The 17,098-nt window shown below is 62.9% G+C and carries 15 protein-coding genes; 7 read left to right on the forward strand and 8 right to left on the reverse strand.

Features of this window, described 5'->3' with window-relative positions; all coding sequences use genetic code 11:
• The first annotated feature begins 56 nt into the window (after positions 1-56).
• Positions 57-737: a PhzF family phenazine biosynthesis protein gene (locus ACFWAD_RS16055; protein WP_378545459.1), complete on the forward strand. Its 681-nt coding sequence runs from the start codon at positions 57-59 to the stop codon at positions 735-737.
• Here ACFWAD_RS16055 and ACFWAD_RS16060 read toward each other — a convergent pair.
• Complete coding sequence (locus ACFWAD_RS16060) at positions 723-1,421, reverse strand: hypothetical protein (RefSeq protein WP_378545462.1); 699 nt, start codon at positions 1,419-1,421, stop codon at positions 723-725. The genes ACFWAD_RS16055 and ACFWAD_RS16060 overlap by 15 nt on opposite strands.
• A 17-nt stretch (positions 1,422-1,438) precedes the next feature.
• On the opposite strand from ACFWAD_RS16060, the gene ACFWAD_RS16065 reads away from it, so the two are divergent.
• The gene (locus ACFWAD_RS16065) at positions 1,439-1,705 is read left to right on the forward strand and encodes a hypothetical protein (RefSeq protein ID WP_378445797.1); all 267 of its coding nucleotides are present in this window, start codon (positions 1,439-1,441) and stop codon (positions 1,703-1,705) included.
• Positions 1,706-1,707: 2 nt separating this feature from the next.
• Here the strand turns inward: ACFWAD_RS16065 and ACFWAD_RS16070 are convergent, their stop codons facing one another.
• Positions 1,708-2,931: an aspartate aminotransferase family protein gene (locus tag ACFWAD_RS16070; protein WP_378545465.1), complete on the reverse strand. Its 1,224-nt coding sequence runs from the start codon at positions 2,929-2,931 to the stop codon at positions 1,708-1,710.
• 132 nt (positions 2,932-3,063) lie between these two features.
• Between ACFWAD_RS16070 and ACFWAD_RS16075 the strand changes: the two genes are divergently transcribed.
• Entirely contained in the window at positions 3,064-3,381 is a 318-nt protein-coding gene (locus ACFWAD_RS16075) for a DUF2322 family protein (RefSeq protein WP_317554792.1), read from the forward strand.
• On the opposite strand, the gene ACFWAD_RS16080 is transcribed toward ACFWAD_RS16075, so the two are convergent.
• Positions 3,352-3,981, reverse strand: a complete 630-nt coding sequence (locus ACFWAD_RS16080) for a Pr6Pr family membrane protein (protein ID WP_378545469.1) — start codon at positions 3,979-3,981, stop codon at positions 3,352-3,354. The genes ACFWAD_RS16075 and ACFWAD_RS16080 overlap by 30 nt on opposite strands.
• Positions 3,982-4,082: 101 nt before the next feature.
• Here ACFWAD_RS16080 and hrpA point away from each other — a divergent pair, with 101 nt between their 5' ends.
• Positions 4,083-7,988: an ATP-dependent RNA helicase HrpA gene (hrpA, locus tag ACFWAD_RS16085; RefSeq protein WP_378545472.1), complete on the forward strand. Its 3,906-nt coding sequence runs from the start codon at positions 4,083-4,085 to the stop codon at positions 7,986-7,988.
• A gap of 294 nt (positions 7,989-8,282) precedes the next feature.
• Here the strand turns inward: hrpA and nrdR are convergent, their stop codons facing one another.
• A complete protein-coding gene (gene nrdR, locus ACFWAD_RS16090) occupies positions 8,283-8,780 on the reverse strand; it encodes a transcriptional regulator NrdR (RefSeq protein WP_283303956.1) in 498 nt (165 codons plus the stop codon).
• A 195-nt stretch (positions 8,781-8,975) separates the two neighbouring features.
• On the reverse strand, positions 8,976-9,674 hold the full coding sequence (locus tag ACFWAD_RS16095) for a LysM peptidoglycan-binding domain-containing protein (protein ID WP_378533425.1): 699 nt from the start codon (positions 9,672-9,674) through the stop codon (positions 8,976-8,978).
• 291 nt (positions 9,675-9,965) lie between these two features.
• On the opposite strand from ACFWAD_RS16095, the gene lexA reads away from it, so the two are divergent.
• On the forward strand, positions 9,966-10,694 hold the full coding sequence (gene lexA, locus ACFWAD_RS16100) for a transcriptional repressor LexA (RefSeq protein ID WP_230817157.1): 729 nt from the start codon (positions 9,966-9,968) through the stop codon (positions 10,692-10,694).
• A gap of 91 nt (positions 10,695-10,785) precedes the next feature.
• Here lexA and ACFWAD_RS16105 read toward each other — a convergent pair whose 3' ends face one another.
• The 3 genes from ACFWAD_RS16105 to ACFWAD_RS16115 all read right to left on the reverse strand — a co-directional run bounded on the left by ACFWAD_RS16105 (position 10,786) and on the right by ACFWAD_RS16115 (position 15,147).
• Positions 10,786-11,928, reverse strand: coding sequence for an acyl-CoA dehydrogenase family protein (locus tag ACFWAD_RS16105; RefSeq protein ID WP_378534527.1), 1,143 nt, complete (start codon positions 11,926-11,928; stop codon positions 10,786-10,788).
• A 189-nt stretch (positions 11,929-12,117) separates the two neighbouring features.
• Positions 12,118-13,398: a uracil-xanthine permease family protein gene (locus tag ACFWAD_RS16110; protein ID WP_378445791.1), complete on the reverse strand. Its 1,281-nt coding sequence runs from the start codon at positions 13,396-13,398 to the stop codon at positions 12,118-12,120.
• Between the two features lie 75 nt (positions 13,399-13,473).
• On the reverse strand, positions 13,474-15,147 hold the full coding sequence (locus ACFWAD_RS16115; protein ID WP_378545477.1) for a putative PEP-binding protein: 1,674 nt from the start codon (positions 15,145-15,147) through the stop codon (positions 13,474-13,476).
• A 191-nt stretch (positions 15,148-15,338) separates the two neighbouring features.
• On the opposite strand from ACFWAD_RS16115, the gene ACFWAD_RS16120 reads away from it, so the two are divergent.
• Both ACFWAD_RS16120 and ACFWAD_RS16125 read left to right on the forward strand, forming a co-directional pair.
• Positions 15,339-16,106 (forward strand): DeoR/GlpR family DNA-binding transcription regulator, encoded by a 768-nt coding sequence (locus ACFWAD_RS16120; protein WP_317554800.1) that lies wholly within the window; start codon positions 15,339-15,341, stop codon positions 16,104-16,106.
• Complete coding sequence (locus ACFWAD_RS16125) at positions 16,103-17,098, forward strand: 1-phosphofructokinase family hexose kinase (protein ID WP_378533429.1); 996 nt, start codon at positions 16,103-16,105, stop codon at positions 17,096-17,098. Before ACFWAD_RS16120 ends, ACFWAD_RS16125 begins: the two co-directional genes overlap by 4 nt.

The raw sequence follows: 17,098 nt of genomic DNA on the forward strand, positions 1-17,098 counted from the left end.
ACGAGCCCTCCCCACCATGACGGTGGGGAGGGCTTTTCGCGCGCTAGGGTGGACCGATGGGTATCGAGGTGAGTGTGGTCCGGGTCTTCGCGGACGAAAACGGCAAGCACGGCAATCCGCTGGGAATCGTCGACGCATCCACGGTTGCAGAATCGGATCGACAAGCCGTTGCGAAGGAACTCGACTACAGCGAGACCATCTTCATCGACGTCCCGGAAGACGGCGCCTCGCGTGCCCGGGCTCAGATCTTCACTCCGGCAGCAGAACTCCCCTTCGCCGGGCACCCCACCGTCGGGGCGACGTGGTGGCTGAGCGAGCAGGGCCGTCGCGTGAGCGCCCTCGACGTTCCAGCCGGCAGGGTCGACGTCCGCCAATCCGGCGCTCTCACGTGGGTACGCGCCCGTGCCGAATTGGCACCGGAATTCGCGATCTACCCGATGGACACGGTCGACGAGGTCATCGGCGCCGATCCGTCCGACTACGAGGCGGATCATTCGTATCTGTGGGCCTGGCAGGACAAGCTCGAAGCTGCGATCCGCGCACGCATGTTCGCACCCGTGATGGGAATCGCCGAGGACGAGGCAACCGGATCCGCAGCTTTGCGCATCACGGACCGGCTGAGGAAATCACTCCTCATCACCCAGGGACGCGGATCGGTACTGCACACCACGTTCTCCCCGGAAGGGTGGCTCGAAGTCGGCGGACGTGTGGTTGCCGAGCCGTCACGAACCTTGTGAGTACCCGGCCGGATTACGTCCGGCTTCGAGATCGCCTGCGCTGAGCGACACCGAGATCTCGTCGCCGAGGGCAACTCCGGGTGCAAGCGGCAGTTGATCGCCGCTCCAGAACTTGCCCGGATCGAACCAGTTGATACGACGATTACCGACAAGCAGACCCATCGCCTCATAGGTTTTGGCAACAACTTCGGCGCAGTAAGCGCTTTCGACGGCCACCGCGGAGACGTCGGACTTCTTGCGCAGCTTCGGAATCCGGCCTCCGAACCAGCGTGAGGCGAGCTTGGCCGTGGACGGGAACGGCGTGCCGTCCAGTCGCGCGATCGTCTTCAGCAGAGCGTCTTCCTGCTCACGGGTGATCTCGTGGTCGAGCTGGCGCAACCATCCGCGCTGCCCGTACTTGGCGCCCCACACCTGAACCGCCGATCTCAGATCGTGCAGTTGGACACCACGCTGGAAGCGTCCGGTCCACATGTCCTGCAGCGAATGACCGAGTTCCGCATGCCACATCAGCGGCGGGAGGTCGTCGATCACCACCGACATTCCCACGTGATTGACCGGGCTGTTGGTCAGCGTCTGGATGGCTCGATCGGCCGTCGACTCTCCGCGGAAGATCCAGATGTCACCCGTGCGGGTCGCGGCGGCGGCCTCGTCGAGACTCACCTGCGAAAGCAATCGTCGGTCCATGCCTCTAGCGTAGAGGGATGAAACTCACGACTCCTCTGCGCGCCTCGCACGTATGGAAACTGGTCGGCCTCGCCGGTGCCATGGGCATTGCCGCAACCGGGGTCCTCGTTGCGCGCGGCGAACGCCAGCGTCGGGCCTACTCTCCGGACGAGATTCGCTCGGTGCTACACGAGCGCTACACCCAGGCATACGCCAAGCAGTCGGAGCAAGAGGTTCTGGAACTGGAACCTGCGCCCAACGCAGTGCGGCGCCGAATCGAGAAACTCTTTCGGCGCCGCAGCTGACATCAGCCGAGGGCTGCGAGGATCCCCGCGGCCATCTCCGCGACCTGATCGTCGGTCATCACAAACGTCGGCGAAATCTGCATCGCACCCTGACCCGCAGCGCGACCCGAAATACCATGCTCGCGAAGCGTCTTCACAAACGGCAATGCCTCCGCCGGATCAGCCAACTGCACAGCCGCGACCGCACCGAGCCCACTACGAACCTCCGCCACCCGCGGATGCTCGGCCAGCGGCTGCAGATGCGTATGCAACGACGCCTCCAAACGCTTCGACTCCCCAAGCAGATTCTCACGCTCGAGAATGTCGAGGTTCGCCATCGCCGCCGCAGCAGCACCGGCATGCCCGCCGTAGGTGTACCCATGGCGCCACCACGAACCGGCATAGAACGGCTCCGCCACCCGCGGCGCGATGAACACCGCACCCATCGGAACGTAACCCGAAGTCAAACCCTTTGCCGTGGTCATCATGTCAGGCTGCAAATCGAAACGAGTGGACGCGAACCACTCACCACCGATCCGGCCGAAACCGGTCACGACCTCGTCGACGACAAAGAGGATGTCGTGCTCACGGCAGATGTCACGCACCTCGGCCAGATACCCCTCCGGCGGAAGATACACCCCACCCGCACCGATGATCGGCTCCGCGAAGAACGCAGCGATCTTGTTCGCACCGGTCTTCTCGATCAACTCGAGCAGGCTCTTCGCATCGTCCCAGCCGACGGTCGCCGCATCCGCCATCAGCTCGCCGTAACCCTCGCGGTTCACCGGAATACCGGCCAAAGCCGTTCCCGCAACGTGCATTCCGTGGTACGCCTTCTGGCGTCCGACGATGATCGTCTTCTCCGGCTGCCCCACCTCGTGCCAGTACCGGCGAGCCAGCTTCGCCGCAGTGTCCACCGAATCCGAACCACCCGAAGTGAAGAAGATCTTGCTCCCGGCAACCGGCGCGATGGCCGCCAAACGCTCCGCCAACACCTGCGTGGTCTCGGGAACAAAATCACCGAAGTTGGAGAAATGAGCGATCTTCGACAACTGAGCCGCCACCGCATCCGCGATCTCGGTGCGCCCGTGCCCGACATTGGTGAACCACAGGCCCGCCGTCGCATCCAGATACCGCGTGCCCTCGGAATCCCAGATGTACGCGCCCTCACCGCGTGAGACGACAAACGCGCCGTTCTTCTCCACAGCGCCCATGTCCGCGAACCCGTGCCACAATGCCGAAGCCATCATTGTCCCCTTCGAATACAAACGATGCTGGTGTGCAAACGATGTGCTGCGACTATATCGACACCGGAAATCCGCGCACGACGGCGCTCGCCCGGCACCGGCTTTCACGGGCGAACACGTAATCTGTCGACCATGACTTTTGCCGACAATCTTGCAGCACTGCCCGCCATCGATCATCTGGCCGCCATCGAGGTACTCGACGCCGACGGAAACGTCATCGACACTGTGGAGAACAAGCCCGGAAAGTCCGGCTCGGTCAAGGTGTACAACCATCTCGCTGCGGTCTACGGCGCACTGACACCCGAAGCCGCGACAGCAGGACTGACGATCTTCGCCGAACACACCGAGGACGCGCGAGCGAACCCGGGCAAGCACCCGAACATCGACCGACTCGATCAGGTGATCTCCACCGGAAACGGGCTAGGACTGCGGGGCGTTCCGGCCGCGTAGCCCGGCACCCAACCGTCCGACGGCATTGACTGCCAACGCCATCAGGGCCATCGCGATGGCCAGCACGACAAACCCGATGAACAGGGCCAGATAGCCCTGGTGGCGCGGATCCATGAACGGGTAGGGATACCAGTCGACGATCGAGCCTCGGATCAACGTGTACACGCCGTACACGACCGGGAACAGCAACCACTGCAGTGAACGTGCTTCGGAGATCCTGTGCCTCGAGGCGAAGAACACCCAGTCGAGCAGCATGACCAGCGGAAGAATCCGATGCAGTGCCGAGTTGATCCAGGCATCGTTCAAATTGACGTCGATATCCGCCAGGAGCACGGCGTAGATGATCCCGGTGATCACCATGTACAGCGTCACCGCCCCTCGGATCGACTGCCACGCCTGCGATTGTGGATCTCGAATTGCACCGACCAGCAACACCATCACCGCAAGAATGTTGCTCTCGATGGTGAAGTAGCTCAGATAGTTCGACAGAGACAGATCAGTCGCGTCGCGGATCGGGATCCACAGCAACGCGGCGAGTCCGAACACCGCGAACAACAGTCTCAGGACTCGCACGGCGATCGGCGTCGACAAGACAGGCACCGATGACTCATTTGCGGTATTTGTCGTCACTGGTCGATATTTGCACATCAGCACGATCTGCGAGCGGTAGTTGTCAATGCGTTCGATAGGCTGTCATCAGCATGTCTACAACACCACCGGCCCCGCTCTCCCCCAAGCGGAGTGACCTGAAGAGCGCACTGGCGCAGGTCTCACTCCGCGACGAGAGTCGACTCCGTCGCAAACTCGACCGTGCCCGCACACCCGACGCTCTGGTGGCGCTGGCCGAAGAAATAAATGCCGCACGCACTCGATTGACGAACCGCGCCGCGAACGTCCCCGCGATCTCGTACCCCGAAGCACTGCCCGTCAGTCAGCGCAAAGACGATATAGCCACCGCGATCTCGGAGAATCAAGTTGTCATCGTCGCCGGCGAGACCGGCTCGGGTAAGACAACTCAGATCCCCAAGATCTGTCTCGAACTCGGGCGCGGCGTCCGCGGCCTGATCGGACACACGCAGCCTCGCCGGTTGGCTGCACGCACCGTGGCCGAACGTATCGCCGAAGAACTCGACACCGAGCTGGGCGACGCCGTCGGATACACGGTGCGATTCACCGACCAGGTGTCGGACCGCACCTACGTCAAGCTCATGACCGACGGCATTCTCCTCGCCGAGATTCAGCGCGACCGCATGCTCCGACGCTACGACACGCTGATCATCGACGAAGCGCACGAACGCAGCCTCAACATCGACTTCATCCTCGGTTACCTGGCGCAGCTGCTCCCCCGCCGACCCGATCTCAAAGTGATCATCACGTCGGCGACCATCGATCCCGAACGCTTCGCCAAGCACTTCGCCGTCGACGGTAAGCCTGCGCCGATCGTCGAGGTCTCGGGACGAACCTTCCCCGTCGAGATGCGTTACCGGCCACTGACCGTCGAATCCGGCGACATCACCTTCGACCGCGATCCCGTCGACGCGGTCTGTGAGGCTGTCGACGAACTGAGCTCGGAGGGCGAAGGCGACATCTTGGTCTTCCTTTCCGGCGAACGCGAAATTCGCGACACCGCAGACGCTTTGCGTGACCGGCGTCTTCGCAACACCGAAATCGTCCCGCTGTACGCGCGGTTGTCTGCTGCCGAGCAACACAAGGTGTTCTCGCCGCACACCGGCCGACGCGTCGTCCTTGCCACCAACGTGGCAGAGACCTCACTGACCGTGCCCGGCATTCGCTACGTCGTCGATCCGGGAACCGCGCGCATCTCTCGATATTCGGTGCGCACCAAGGTTCAACGATTGCCGATCGAGCCCATTTCGCAGGCGTCAGCTCGTCAGCGTTCCGGACGTTGCGGCCGCGTCGCCGAAGGAATCTGCATCCGCCTCTACTCCGAGGAGGACTTCGAGTCACGGCCGGCGTTCACCGAGCCCGAGATCCTGCGGACCAATCTCGCATCGGTCATCTTGCAGATGACGGCCCTCGGTCTGGGCGACATCGCTGCCTTCCCCTTCGTCGAGCCGCCGGACCAGCGCGCCGTCAAGGACGGAATCGGACTCCTCGAAGAACTCGGCGCCATTGCGCGAGGTTCCGAGGCCAGCCACCCCGAACTGACGCCGGTCGGCCGCGAATTGGCCCAGATTCCGGTAGATCCGCGAATGGCACGAATGCTGGTGGAAGCCAAGAACAACGGGTGCCTTCACGAAACCCTCGTCATCGTCGCGGCGTTGTCCATCCAGGACGTTCGCGAGCGGCCCGCCGAGTTCCAGCAGGCCGCCGATGAAAAGCACGCCCGCTTCAACGTCGAGAACTCCGACTTCCTGGCCTACCTGAAACTGTGGGACTACTTACGTGAACAGCGTAACGATCTGTCCTCCAACCAGTTTCGCAAGATGTGCCGGAACGAGTTCCTGCACTGGCTCCGTATCCGCGAATGGCAGGATCTGCACGGGCAGCTGCGGCAGATCACCCGCGGTCTCGGCTGGACCGTGGGCGACACCCCCGCAAGCGAGAACGCAATCCATCAGTCACTGCTCGCCGGATTGCTCTCGCACATCGGGTTGCGCGAAGGTGAGAAGCGGGACTATCTCGGCGCGAGGGGCAGCCACTTCGCGATCTTCCCCGGATCCGGATTGTTCAAGAAGCCACCACGCTGGGTCATGGCCGCCGAACTCGTGGAAACGTCGAGGCTGTGGGCGCGCATGTCCGCGCGTATCGAACCGGAATGGGCCGAAAAGCTCGCCCCGCACCTGGTGAAACGCACCTATTCCGAACCGCACTGGTCCTCCAAGCGCGGCTCCGCGATGGCATACGAGCGGGTCACTCTCTACGGCGTTCCGCTGGTGACCGGCCGCGCAGTGACGTACTCGCGAATCGATCCCGAGGCCTCACGCGATCTCTTCATCCGCCATGCGCTCGTGCAGGGCGAGTGGCAGACGAACCACAAGTTCTTCCACGAGAACCGCGCACTCCTCGACAACGTCGAGGAGCTCGAGAACCGTGCGCGCCGCCGCGACATCCTCGTCGACGACGAGACTCTCTACGAGTTCTACGACGAACGCATCGGCCAGGAAGCCGTATCCGCCAAGCATTTCGACCAGTGGTGGAAGTCCGAGCGGCGCAAGAATCCGAGTCTGCTGACCTTCACCCCGGAAACCGTGGTCAACTCCGACGCGGCTGCCGTACTGGGTGGGGAGTACCCGGACGCCTGGCGCCAGGGCGACATGCAGTTCCCGCTGACTTACCAATTCGAGCCGGGCAAGGACGACGACGGCGTCAGCGCACACATCCCGGTCGGCCTACTTGCGCAGCTTCAGCCGGTCGGCTTCGACTGGTTGGTCCCCGGTATGCGCGTCGATCTGGTTACTGCTCTGATCAAGACGCTGCCCAAGAACATTCGACGCGCCGTCGTGCCGGCACCCGACTACGCCGCCGCAGCGTTGGCAGCAGTCAAACCTCGATCCGAGCCGTTGATGACCGCAATGGCCCGCGAACTCTCGCATTTGGGCGGAATTCAGATCGGCGCCAAGGACTTCGATCCGGCCGCGCTGCCCGATCACCTCAAGATGACGTTTGTCGTCGAGGACGAATCAGGCAAGGTCCTCGCGAAGGGCAAGGATCTGGCGCAGCTACGACGCACGCTCGCACCGCGCGTGCAGAAGGAAGTGGCCAAGGCGGCCACCGGAACCGAACGAGCAGCCGCTGCCGTCTGGACGTCCGAGACACTCGGCGCATTGGAGCCGACCATCACCCGTTCCATCGGTGGACAGCAGGTGACGGGCTACCCAGCGCTAGTGCCGGAAAACGGCGGAGTAGCCGTCCGTGTCCTGAGTACGCCGGCTGCGCAGGCGCAGGCGATGAGGGAGGGAACGCGAGCGCTCCTTCTGGCGGCCGTTCCCACCCAACTCAAGGCAGTGACCGCCGGCTTGTCGAACACTCAGCGTCTGGCGCTTGGCCAGAATCCAGACGGCGGATTGGAGGCCCTCGTCGACGATTGCCGAGTGGCAGCTGCCAACGAAGTGATTGCGGCCCACGGTGGACCGGTACGCACACCTGAGGCGTTCGAAGCCCTGGTGAAGATCGCACGCTCCGAACTGGCAGGACGCGTCTCCGCGATCCTGCGCATGATTGTCCCGATCCTCGAACAAGCACACCAACTGAGCGTCGTCCTCGACCGCTCCCGCGGCGAGGCAGCCGACGACGTCCGAGAACAGTTGACCTCACTGTTGTTTCCGGGATTCGTCGCGGAATTGGGCTCAGCGCGCCTACGCGATTTGCCGCGATATCTTGCCGCAGCGAAATTCCGACTCGAAGCTCTGCCTGCAAGCGCACAACGAGATCAGCAGGCGATGGATGTCCTCGACCGGGTGTACGCAGCGTACGACCGGTTGTTGGGTTCGTTGCCCGAAGAGCGTCGCACTGCTCGAGATGTCGACGCGATCAGCTGGATGATCGAGGAACTGCGCGTGAGCCTGTTTGCGCAGTCCCTCGGTACACCCACACCGATTTCCGAAAAGCGAGTCCTGAAAGCTATCGAAGCGATCAAGCGATGATGCTCAGCGTGATCGGTGAGATTGCGCGATCAGTAGATTGTCTGAATGTTGACGTTGGTGAGGAAACCACCAAAGGTGGCAACAGTATTGGCGAACCCGAGGGTCACCAGGCTGTTCACGACTCCGAGGACTGCAACTAAGTTCATAACGCCTCCGTGAAGATCCGAGATGCGGACGAACGTACCCGGTAGACACTAAGCGAATAACATGCCCGATTTGTTCGTTTGTTCGCTTTGTGTTCTCAGCGTTATCTAATACCGCTTTGTGCTCTCAGCGTTACCTGAGGCGAAGACCTCAATCGACGGAAACGGTCTCGGCACCGGGAGCCTTGTCGGCGGCACGGGTCTCGGCATGCTCGCGCATGTCCGTGATCTCACGTTCGAAATCCGCGGCAGAGCTGAAGGATTTGTACACCGATGCAAACCGCAGGTACGCAACCTCGTCGAGATTTCGAAGCGGATCGAGAATCGCGAGGCCTACCTCGTTGCTGGGAATTTCGGCAGAACCCGAAGCACGCACGGCGTCTTCCACCTGCTGCGCCAGCAAATTCAGCGAATCGTTGTCCACTTGGCGACCCTGGCATGCGCGCCGCACACCTTTGACAACCTTTTCCCGACTGAACGGCTCCGTCACGCCGCTACGCTTCACGACCGAAAGCACTGCCGTCTCGACCGTAGTGAATCGACGTCCACACTCGGGGCACGAACGGCGCCGCCTGATCGCCTGGCCCTCGTCGGCCTCGCGCGAATCGACCACTCGGGAATCAGGGTGCCGGCAGAACGGGCAATGCATCGGGGTTCCTTCGTTGTCGCCGAAATGGCCGCAACTCAGATTCGCTACCGACTGCAAATCCTCCGACGATTTACAGAGCAGATCCACGTACTCAACGCGACCACCCGAGGTGGTGGGACTGTCAACTGGACAGCTTACTCGCTGCGAACGGACTGCTCTCACGCTCGGTACGCTCCCGCCTGCTACGGGTATGGGTCAGCGACCCGAGGCCGGCACGATCAGCGTCTGCCCCACGGCCAGTCCGGAACTCGACATCGCGTTGAGATCCATGATCTGCTCGATCACGGAGCCGACAGCCTGGCCAGGCGCAACCTTGGCAGCAATATCACTGAGGGATTCACCCGCAGCGACGCGAACCACATCGGTCGCTCCGTTTGTCGCAGCAACATCACCACTGGACAAAGCGCCGATCCCGACCAGCGCCAAAACGGCCATCGCAGTGAACACGGCGCCCAGGAACATCGTCTTCCAACTGACGTCCTCGGCCTGCACTTCGTGCTCGACCCGCGAGACACCGACCCTGTTTCGGTGCGCGAAACTGCCTCCGTACGGGCGTGACGAATCTTGCTCGCTGTCCCATCGGCGAGGAGATTCACGCAACGAACGCGAACCTGACGTTCCGCCTGTGACGGGGAAACGACGAACAACGGCCACCCGCGGTTCGTCTTCGACATGCCTGGGCACACCCCGCATTTCGGCGGTGCCGCGCCTTTCGAAAGCCGCATCATCAGCATCGGGCCCGTAGAACGACGGGTGATACTTCAACGCCGACGTGCCGTCGAAACCGATCCCATCGTCGAAAACCCTGTTGCCTTTAACTGCTGCGTTACCCATCGTGACCTCCGCTGGTCGACACCGATCGATGTGTTCGATCATGCGTTCGATGGAACGCATGTTCGAATTTCTACCACGCTTGGCCGACAATGTCTCTACTTCGAACGACACGAATCGAACAGATGTTTGAAAACGCGAGCAAATCCGGCTAGATTCGTGTCAGACCACACAGCGGGAATTGCGAAAGCCTCCGTGTTTGTCGACAGCTCGAATGTTGGCAGGGGGCACCGACAAGTTTCCGCGCGATACGCACCACACGATTTACGCCAGACGCTTTTACAGACATGCCATTTCTTCAGACACGCCCTTTCTTCAGACACGCACTTTCTCTAGACACGGAGGCAACAGGCCATGAAGGACGATCGCTCCAGCAGTGCCGCGGAGGCAGGAGCTTCTGCAGTTCCGTCTCCGTCGAGCGAGACCCTCACCGAGCGCCAGCGGCGCGTTCTCGAAGTGATCCGCGATTCCGTGACCGAGCGCGGTTACCCGCCCAGCATTCGCGAGATCGGTGATGCAGTGGGGCTCACCTCCACCTCGTCGGTCGCACATCAGCTGCGGACGTTGGAGCGCAAGGGCTTCCTTCGGCGCGATCCCAATCGGCCTCGCGCCGTCGATGTTCGGGGTCTCGACGAGGTTGCTGCCGATACCGCCATTGCGTCGGTGTCGAAGCATTCCGGCGAGTACAACAGCGCCGACCCACTACCCGAGCCGGCGTTCGTCCCCATCCTGGGCCGCATCGCCGCCGGCGGACCGATCCTCGCCGAGGAAGCCGTGGAGGACGTGTTCCCACTCCCCCGTGAGCTCGTCGGCCAGGGTTCGCTTTTCATGCTCAAGGTTGTCGGCGAGTCGATGATCGATGCAGCGATCTGCGATGGCGACTGGGTTGTCGTCCGCCAGCAGAACGTGGCGGAGAACGGTGACATCGTGGCCGCCATGATCGACGGTGAAGCCACCGTCAAGACGTTCAAGCGCACGAAGAAGGAGGTGTGGCTGATGCCGCACAATGAACTCTTCGAACCGATTCCCGGCAACAACGCTGTCATCCTGGGCAAGGTTGTCACCGTCATGCGGAAGATCTGAGTTCGCTCGCACCCCCGATCGAAAAACTCTGGGCCCCGACATTTGTCGGGGCCCAGAGTTTTTGGTGAAGATCAGCGACGCATGATCGGAATCAGAGATTCAGCGAACGCCCGATGATCTCCTTCATGATCTCGGTCGTGCCACCGTAGATGGTCTGCACACGAGAGTCCATGTACGCCTTGGCAACCGGGTATTCCTTCATGTAGCCGTAGCCTCCGTGCAGCTGGAGACAGCGGTCGATCAGCTTGACCTGAGCTTCGGTGGTCCACCACTTCGCCATCGCAGCTTCCTGCACGGTCAGCTTCTCGGCATTGAGTTGCTCGATGAACTTGTCCACCAGGATGCGTACCGCGGTGGTCTCCGTTGCCAGTTCGGCCAGTACGAATCGGGTGTTCTGGAAGCTGCCGATCGACTTGCCGAATGCCTTGCGGTCGCGGCAGTACTGGATCGTGCTCTCGAGAACCGATTCCATTGCGGCAGCGGCAACAACTGCGATCGAGAGTCGTTCCTGGGGAAGGTTCTTCATCAAGTAGAAGAAGCCCATTCCCTCTTCGCCCAGCAAGTTGGCGGCGGGAACGCGCACGTCGGTGAAGCTGAGTTCGGCAGTGTCCTGAGCCTTCATGCCGATCTTGTCGAGGTTGCGTCCACGCTCGAAGCCCGGCATGTCCCGCTCGACGACGAGCAGGCTGAAGCCCTGCGCTCCCTTGTCCGGGTCGGTACAGGCGACGACGATGATGATGTCGGCGTTGATGCCGTTGGTGATGAAGGTCTTCGAGCCGTTGAGAACCCAGTGGTCCCCGTCGCGAACCGCTTTGGTCTTGATGCCCTGCAGGTCGCTACCGGTACCCGGTTCGGTCATCGCGATCGCGGAAATCAGCTCGCCCGACGCGAATCCGGGCAGCCAACGCTGCTTCTGCTCGTCATTGCTCAGGTCGAGGAGGTATGGCGCCACCACGTCGTTGTGCAGTGTGAAGCCGATACCACTGAAGCCACCCTTGGTGGTTTCCTCGGTGATGATCGCGTTGTAGCGGAAATCCTTGACGCCGCCGCCGCCGAATTCCTCGGGTACCGCGGTTCCCAGGAAGCCCTGCTTTCCGGCCTCGACCCAGACATCACGATCGACGATGTTCTGTTCTTCCCACTTCTCGTGGTTCGGTGCAACGTGCTGTGCCAAGAACTTCTGGTACGACTCCCGGAAGAGTTCATGTTCCGGTTCGAACAGGGTGCGCTCCACGCCGACTCCTTGCAATTCGATATACGGCACTTCAGTGATGTACCCGGTGGGGATGATGTACCCGGTCGGGATGTTTACGCTGAGACCGGGCACGCCGAAGTTAGCGGGCCCACGTCACTGCCTCCGACGGTAGAACCTGTTGCGATACCCGTCGATGACCCGAACGATCACGATTCGTGACTGTAGCGGTTATCTGTTACTCGAAGTACGGAATTTGGCGAGATACCGCATGATCGGGTACGCGACAAGGATGCCGATCGACCCCCAGGCGATGCCGCCCAGCTCGACCGAACCAATGGTCAACGTCAAGTTTCCGATGCCGGCGACCAGCGCAGCCGCAGCGACCGTCAGGTTGACCGGATCGGTGAAGTCGACCTTCGCGTCCATCCAGATACGCACACCGAGAATGCCGATGAGGCCGTAGAGAACCATCGTCGCGCCGCCGATGACCCCGTTCGGAACCGTGAAGACCAGCGCACCGAACTTGGGCGAGAATGCCAGGATCACGGCGGTGGCGGCGGCTACCCAGTACGCAGCGGTCGAGTACACCCGGGTCGCTGCCATCACGCCGATGTTCTCGGCATACGTGGTGGTTCCGGAGCCACCACCGGCACCTGCCAAGGTAGTGGCGAGGCCGTCTGCAAAGAGTGCGTTGCCGGCCAGGTCGTCGAGCGACTTACCTGTCATGGCGGACACTGCCTTGACGTGTCCGACGTTTTCGGCGACCAGAACGATCACCACGGGCAGCGCGAGCACGATCACCGACCAGTCGAACGACGGTCCGTGCAGACTCGGCAGCCCGAACCAGTCCGCATCACGCAGAGCCGACACTCGTTCACTGTCGAGTCCGCCGACGACCGCGGCGAAGACCCAGCCGATCACTACGCCGACCAGAATGCCCAACCGGCCGAGCAGACCGGGCCCCACGACCGTGACGAGCAGGATCGCAAAGAGCGTCACCGTGGCGATCAACGGCTGCGATTCGAAGGAACCGGCCGCAGTCGGAGCGAGGTTGAGACCGATCAGCGCGACGACGGCACCCGTCACCACCGGTGGCATGACCGCGTCGATGACCCGACCGCCGATCAGACGTACGGCGACGCCGATCAACATCAACACGATGCCGACAGCCATGACGGCGCCGAGCTGTGCCGCCGGCCCCGATCCTGCCGACGCTGTCAGTGGGGCGATGAACGCGAACGACGAACCGAGGTAGCTGGGGATCCGGCCCCGGGTGATGAGTAGGAACAGCGCGGTGCCGATACCCGAGAACAACAGCGTCGTGGTGACGGGGAAGCCCGTGATGGTCGGAACGAGCAGTGTCGCTCCGAACATCGCGATGACGTGCTGCATCCCGATCCCGATGGTGCGCGGCCAACTCAGTCGTTCATCCGGCGCCACGACGGCGCCGTCGGCGATCCGCTTGCCGTCGCCATGGACAGTCCAGCCGATTCCGCCGGCCCCGGTCATTGTTTCTCGTTCGATCACAGGTCGAAATACTAGAGGTCAGGCACTCGCTCGCCGACCGAGACCGACGAAACCGCTTCAGCTGATTGCGTCAGCCGCCGCTTTGCGTGCCGCCACCGGATCACCGGTTGCCAGCACCGCCGCCGCAGCCGCCTCACATTGCGCCATGGTGACGGACCCGACCTTCGCTCCCACCCCGGCAACCGACGCCGCAGCACACGACAGTGACGAAACACCGAGACCGGCAAGTACGCATGCCAACAGCGGATCGGCAGCCGCCTCACCGCAGACCCCGACGCGCTTGCCTGCCGCCTGACCAGCCTGGGCCGTACGTGCCACCAGGGCGAGCACGGCGGGCTGCCACGGGTCGGTCAGGTCGGCGAGTTCGGAGGACATTCGATCAGCGGCCATCGTGTACTGAGCGAGGTCGTTGGTACCGATCGAGAGGAACTCGACGTGTTCGAGGATCTGGTCGGCCAGCAGCGCCGCCGCCGGGATCTCCACCATCACACCGGGAACAAGATCGCGCGCCCGCACCGCGTCGGCAAAGCGTTGTGCTTCAGCCGGGGTGGCGATCATCGGCGCCATGACCCACGGCGAAGAGTTCGTCGACGCCGCGGCTGCGGCGATCGCGTCGAGCTGGCGGTCGAGAATACCCATGTCCTGCCAGGCGATTCGGACCCCACGAACGCCGAGTGCCGGATTCGCTTCCTCTTGGTGGTTGGCGAATTTGAGTGGCTTGTCCGAACCCGCGTCCAACGTGCGAATAATGACCTTCTTGCCCGCGAATGCCTCGAGAACCTCGGCGTAGATTGCCGCCTGCTCGTCAACGGTCGGTTCGGTCTCACGGCCGAGGAAACAGAGTTCGGTCCGGAAGAGCCCGATACCTCCCGCTGCGGTCAACGCCGCCGCCCGAGCGCCGGCGCCGTCTTGGACATTGGCGAGGACGTCCACCGGCCGGCCGTCCGACGTCCGGCCGGGTCCGGTCCACGTGCTGACGCGTTCGCGATCGATTCGGGATTGCTCGACCAGTTCGCGCGCCTGCTCGGGATCCGGCTCCGCGATCACGTCGCCGGTGGTTCCGTCGATCAGAATCGGTGTTCCTGCCGGTACGGATTCCAATTCCTTCGCGGCCACGATGCACGGGATGCCCAACTGCCGCGCGATGATTGCCGTGTGGCTGGTCGGGCCGCCGTAGATGGTCACGAGTCCGATGATCTTGGTTGCATCGAGGCCGGCGGTGTCGGCGGGAGCAAGATCGTCCGCGCACAGCACCGACGGCGTCTCGGGCATCGGAACTCCGGGTTCGGGCAATCCGGAGAGTTCTGCGATCACGCGATCGCGGATGTCCTCGAGGTCGGTGACGCGCTCCGCCATCACACCGCCGACCTTGGTGAACAACACCACGAATTGCTCCGTCGCCGCGATCGCCGCCTGGACCGGAGGAACTCCGCCCGCGATCGACTTCTTGGCCGCTCCGATCCAGCCTCGATCGGCTGCCATGGCCGCGTTGGCCTGCAAGACCTCTGCGGCAGCGCCCGTGGCTTCGGCTGCCCGTCCGAGAAGGCGGTTCTCGACAGCCTTCGCCGCTGCGGCGAAGGCATCGGCGGCGGCCTCTCGATCCGCCTCGTCGAGGGCCGGCGCATCGGTGACAAGTTCTGGTCGGCTGGACGGCCAGATAGCCGGGCCGTAGGCAATTCCGGGCACGACGGGAGTGCCGTGCACGGTGATGCGATTGAGCTGTTCGGTCATCTGTCCTCCTTGAGCGATGGGCCCGGTGTCACACCGGAGCACCTCGAGCGCGTAAAGCCCACACCTTCGTTGTGACGAAGATTACTCCCAACTCTTGACATGTCAACACACTCGGGCGTAAAACAACATAAAGCAACATTCGTTGTGATCCACACCGCACCGTCGGATCACATTTCGGAATCGGAGTGAACGTGTACGCGGAAGAACGCCAACAAGCGATCGGCACCATGGTGTCGCAGCGCGGACGCATGTCCGTGGCGGCTCTGTCGGAGACCTTCGGTGTAACCACCGAGACCGTGCGTCGCGATCTGGCCTTCCTCGAACGGATCGGACAGATAAGGCGCGTGCACGGCGGCGCCGTTCCGACCGGATCCCTCCACGTGACCGAACCGGGCATGGCGGAACGCGATCAGACCCGCGCGCAACAGAAGGACCGGATCGCCCGCTGTGCGGTCACCTACCTTCCCCCCACCGGCGGCAGCGTGATCTTCGACGCGGGCACGACCACGGGCCGCATGATCCCCGAACTACCGACCGAGAACGACTTCACAGCCGTCACCAATTCCGTCCCGATCGGCGCCCGACTGGCGTCGATGAACTCGATTTCCCTGATCCTGCTCGGCGGACGAGTACGCGGGGTGACGCAAGCCGCGGTCGGCGAGGACGCCCTACGACTGCTGAGCACGTTGCGGGTCGACGTCGCCTTCATCGGAACCAACGCGATCAGCGTCGGGCATGGACTCTCCACGCCGGACAGCGAGGAGGCCGCGGTCAAACGAGCGATGGTCAAAGCCGCCAATCATGTTGTCGTGGTGGCCGATTCCACCAAAGTAGGCCGCGAGCACTTGATCAGCTTCGCCCCACTCGACAGCATCGACGTCCTCATCACCGACGAAGACATCAGTCCCACAGACACATCCGAGTTCCACGACCACGGAATCGAGGTGGTGATCGCATGATCGTCACACTGACAGCCAACCCGAGTATCGATCGGACCGTGCAACTCGAGCAACGGCTCGAACGAGGCTCCGTCCTACGCGCGCACTCCACTCGCAGTGACCCAGGCGGCAAGGGGGTCAACGTCGCACGTGTTCTCGCCGCAGCCGACCTCGACGTCCTCGCGGTCCTACCGGGGAACGGCGGCGACCCATTACTCTCGGCGCTCGCGGCCGGCGAGATTCCCCACATCGGCGTCGCCACAACGGGTCTGGCGCGCACCAACATCACCATCGCGGAACCAGACGGGACTACGACGAAGATCAACGAGCCCGGCGCAACACTGTCCGGTTCGACGCTCGACGCTTTGGCTCAGGAGTTGATCGCTCGCGCCGATACCGCGCTGTGGTTCGCACTGTCCGGATCGCTGCCCCCCGGCGTTCCGCTCGGTTGGTACGGCGAACTTGTCGCTGCGCTGCGCGATCACCCGTGCAAGGTAGCGGTCGACACCTCGGACGCTCCACTGACGGCGCTCGCCGAAGGCTTCCCCGGCTCGGCACCTGACCTGCTCAAACCCAACGGCGAGGAACTCGCGCAACTGACCGGCGTCGACGGCCACGTCCTCGAACGTGCTGCAGAGAACGGTGATCCCAGGCCTGCAATCACGGCAGCACAGCGATTGGTCGACCGCGGCGTCGGCAGTGTGCTCGCCACGCTCGGTGCAGCCGGTGCCGTCCTCGTCACGGCCGACGGCGCGTGGATCGCCACCGCTCCCCCGATTGTCGCAGTCAGTACCGTCGGCGCAGGCGATTCGTCGCTGGCCGGCTACATCCTCGCCGAAGCGGGCGGCGGCTCGGAATCCGAGCGGCTACGTCACGCGGTCGCCTACGGAAGCGCCGCTGCCTCCCTTCCCGGCACAACCCTTCCCACACCCGAACAGATCGATCTGGCAGCGGTTTCGGTATCTGCAGCAGATGCCGCCTCTCCCATCCCCGTCCCCACCGAACTCGCCTGA

Source organism: Rhodococcus sp. NPDC059969, from assembly GCF_042738325.1.
Lineage (GTDB): Bacteria > Actinomycetota > Actinomycetes > Mycobacteriales > Mycobacteriaceae > Rhodococcus_F.

Excerpts from the sequence above, each read along its gene's own strand:
- ACFWAD_RS16055 (WP_378545459.1), top strand. The coding sequence starts at position 57 with ATGGGTATCGAGGTGAGTGTGGTCCGGGTCTTCGCGGACGAAAACGGC.
- ACFWAD_RS16060 (WP_378545462.1), bottom strand. The coding sequence starts at position 1,421 with ATGGACCGACGATTGCTTTCGCAGGTGAGTCTCGACGAGGCCGCCGCC.
- ACFWAD_RS16065 (WP_378445797.1), top strand. The coding sequence starts at position 1,439 with ATGAAACTCACGACTCCTCTGCGCGCCTCGCACGTATGGAAACTGGTC.
- ACFWAD_RS16070 (WP_378545465.1), bottom strand. The coding sequence starts at position 2,931 with ATGGCTTCGGCATTGTGGCACGGGTTCGCGGACATGGGCGCTGTGGAG.
- ACFWAD_RS16075 (WP_317554792.1), top strand. The coding sequence starts at position 3,064 with ATGACTTTTGCCGACAATCTTGCAGCACTGCCCGCCATCGATCATCTG.
- hrpA (WP_378545472.1), top strand. The coding sequence starts at position 4,083 with ATGTCTACAACACCACCGGCCCCGCTCTCCCCCAAGCGGAGTGACCTG.
- nrdR (WP_283303956.1), bottom strand. The coding sequence starts at position 8,780 with ATGCATTGCCCGTTCTGCCGGCACCCTGATTCCCGAGTGGTCGATTCG.
- ACFWAD_RS16095 (WP_378533425.1), bottom strand. The coding sequence starts at position 9,674 with ATGCGTTCCATCGAACGCATGATCGAACACATCGATCGGTGTCGACCA.
- lexA (WP_230817157.1), top strand. The coding sequence starts at position 9,966 with ATGAAGGACGATCGCTCCAGCAGTGCCGCGGAGGCAGGAGCTTCTGCA.
- ACFWAD_RS16110 (WP_378445791.1), bottom strand. The coding sequence starts at position 13,398 with ATGACCGGGGCCGGCGGAATCGGCTGGACTGTCCATGGCGACGGCAAG.
- ACFWAD_RS16115 (WP_378545477.1), bottom strand. The coding sequence starts at position 15,147 with ATGACCGAACAGCTCAATCGCATCACCGTGCACGGCACTCCCGTCGTG.
- ACFWAD_RS16125 (WP_378533429.1), top strand. The coding sequence starts at position 16,103 with ATGATCGTCACACTGACAGCCAACCCGAGTATCGATCGGACCGTGCAA.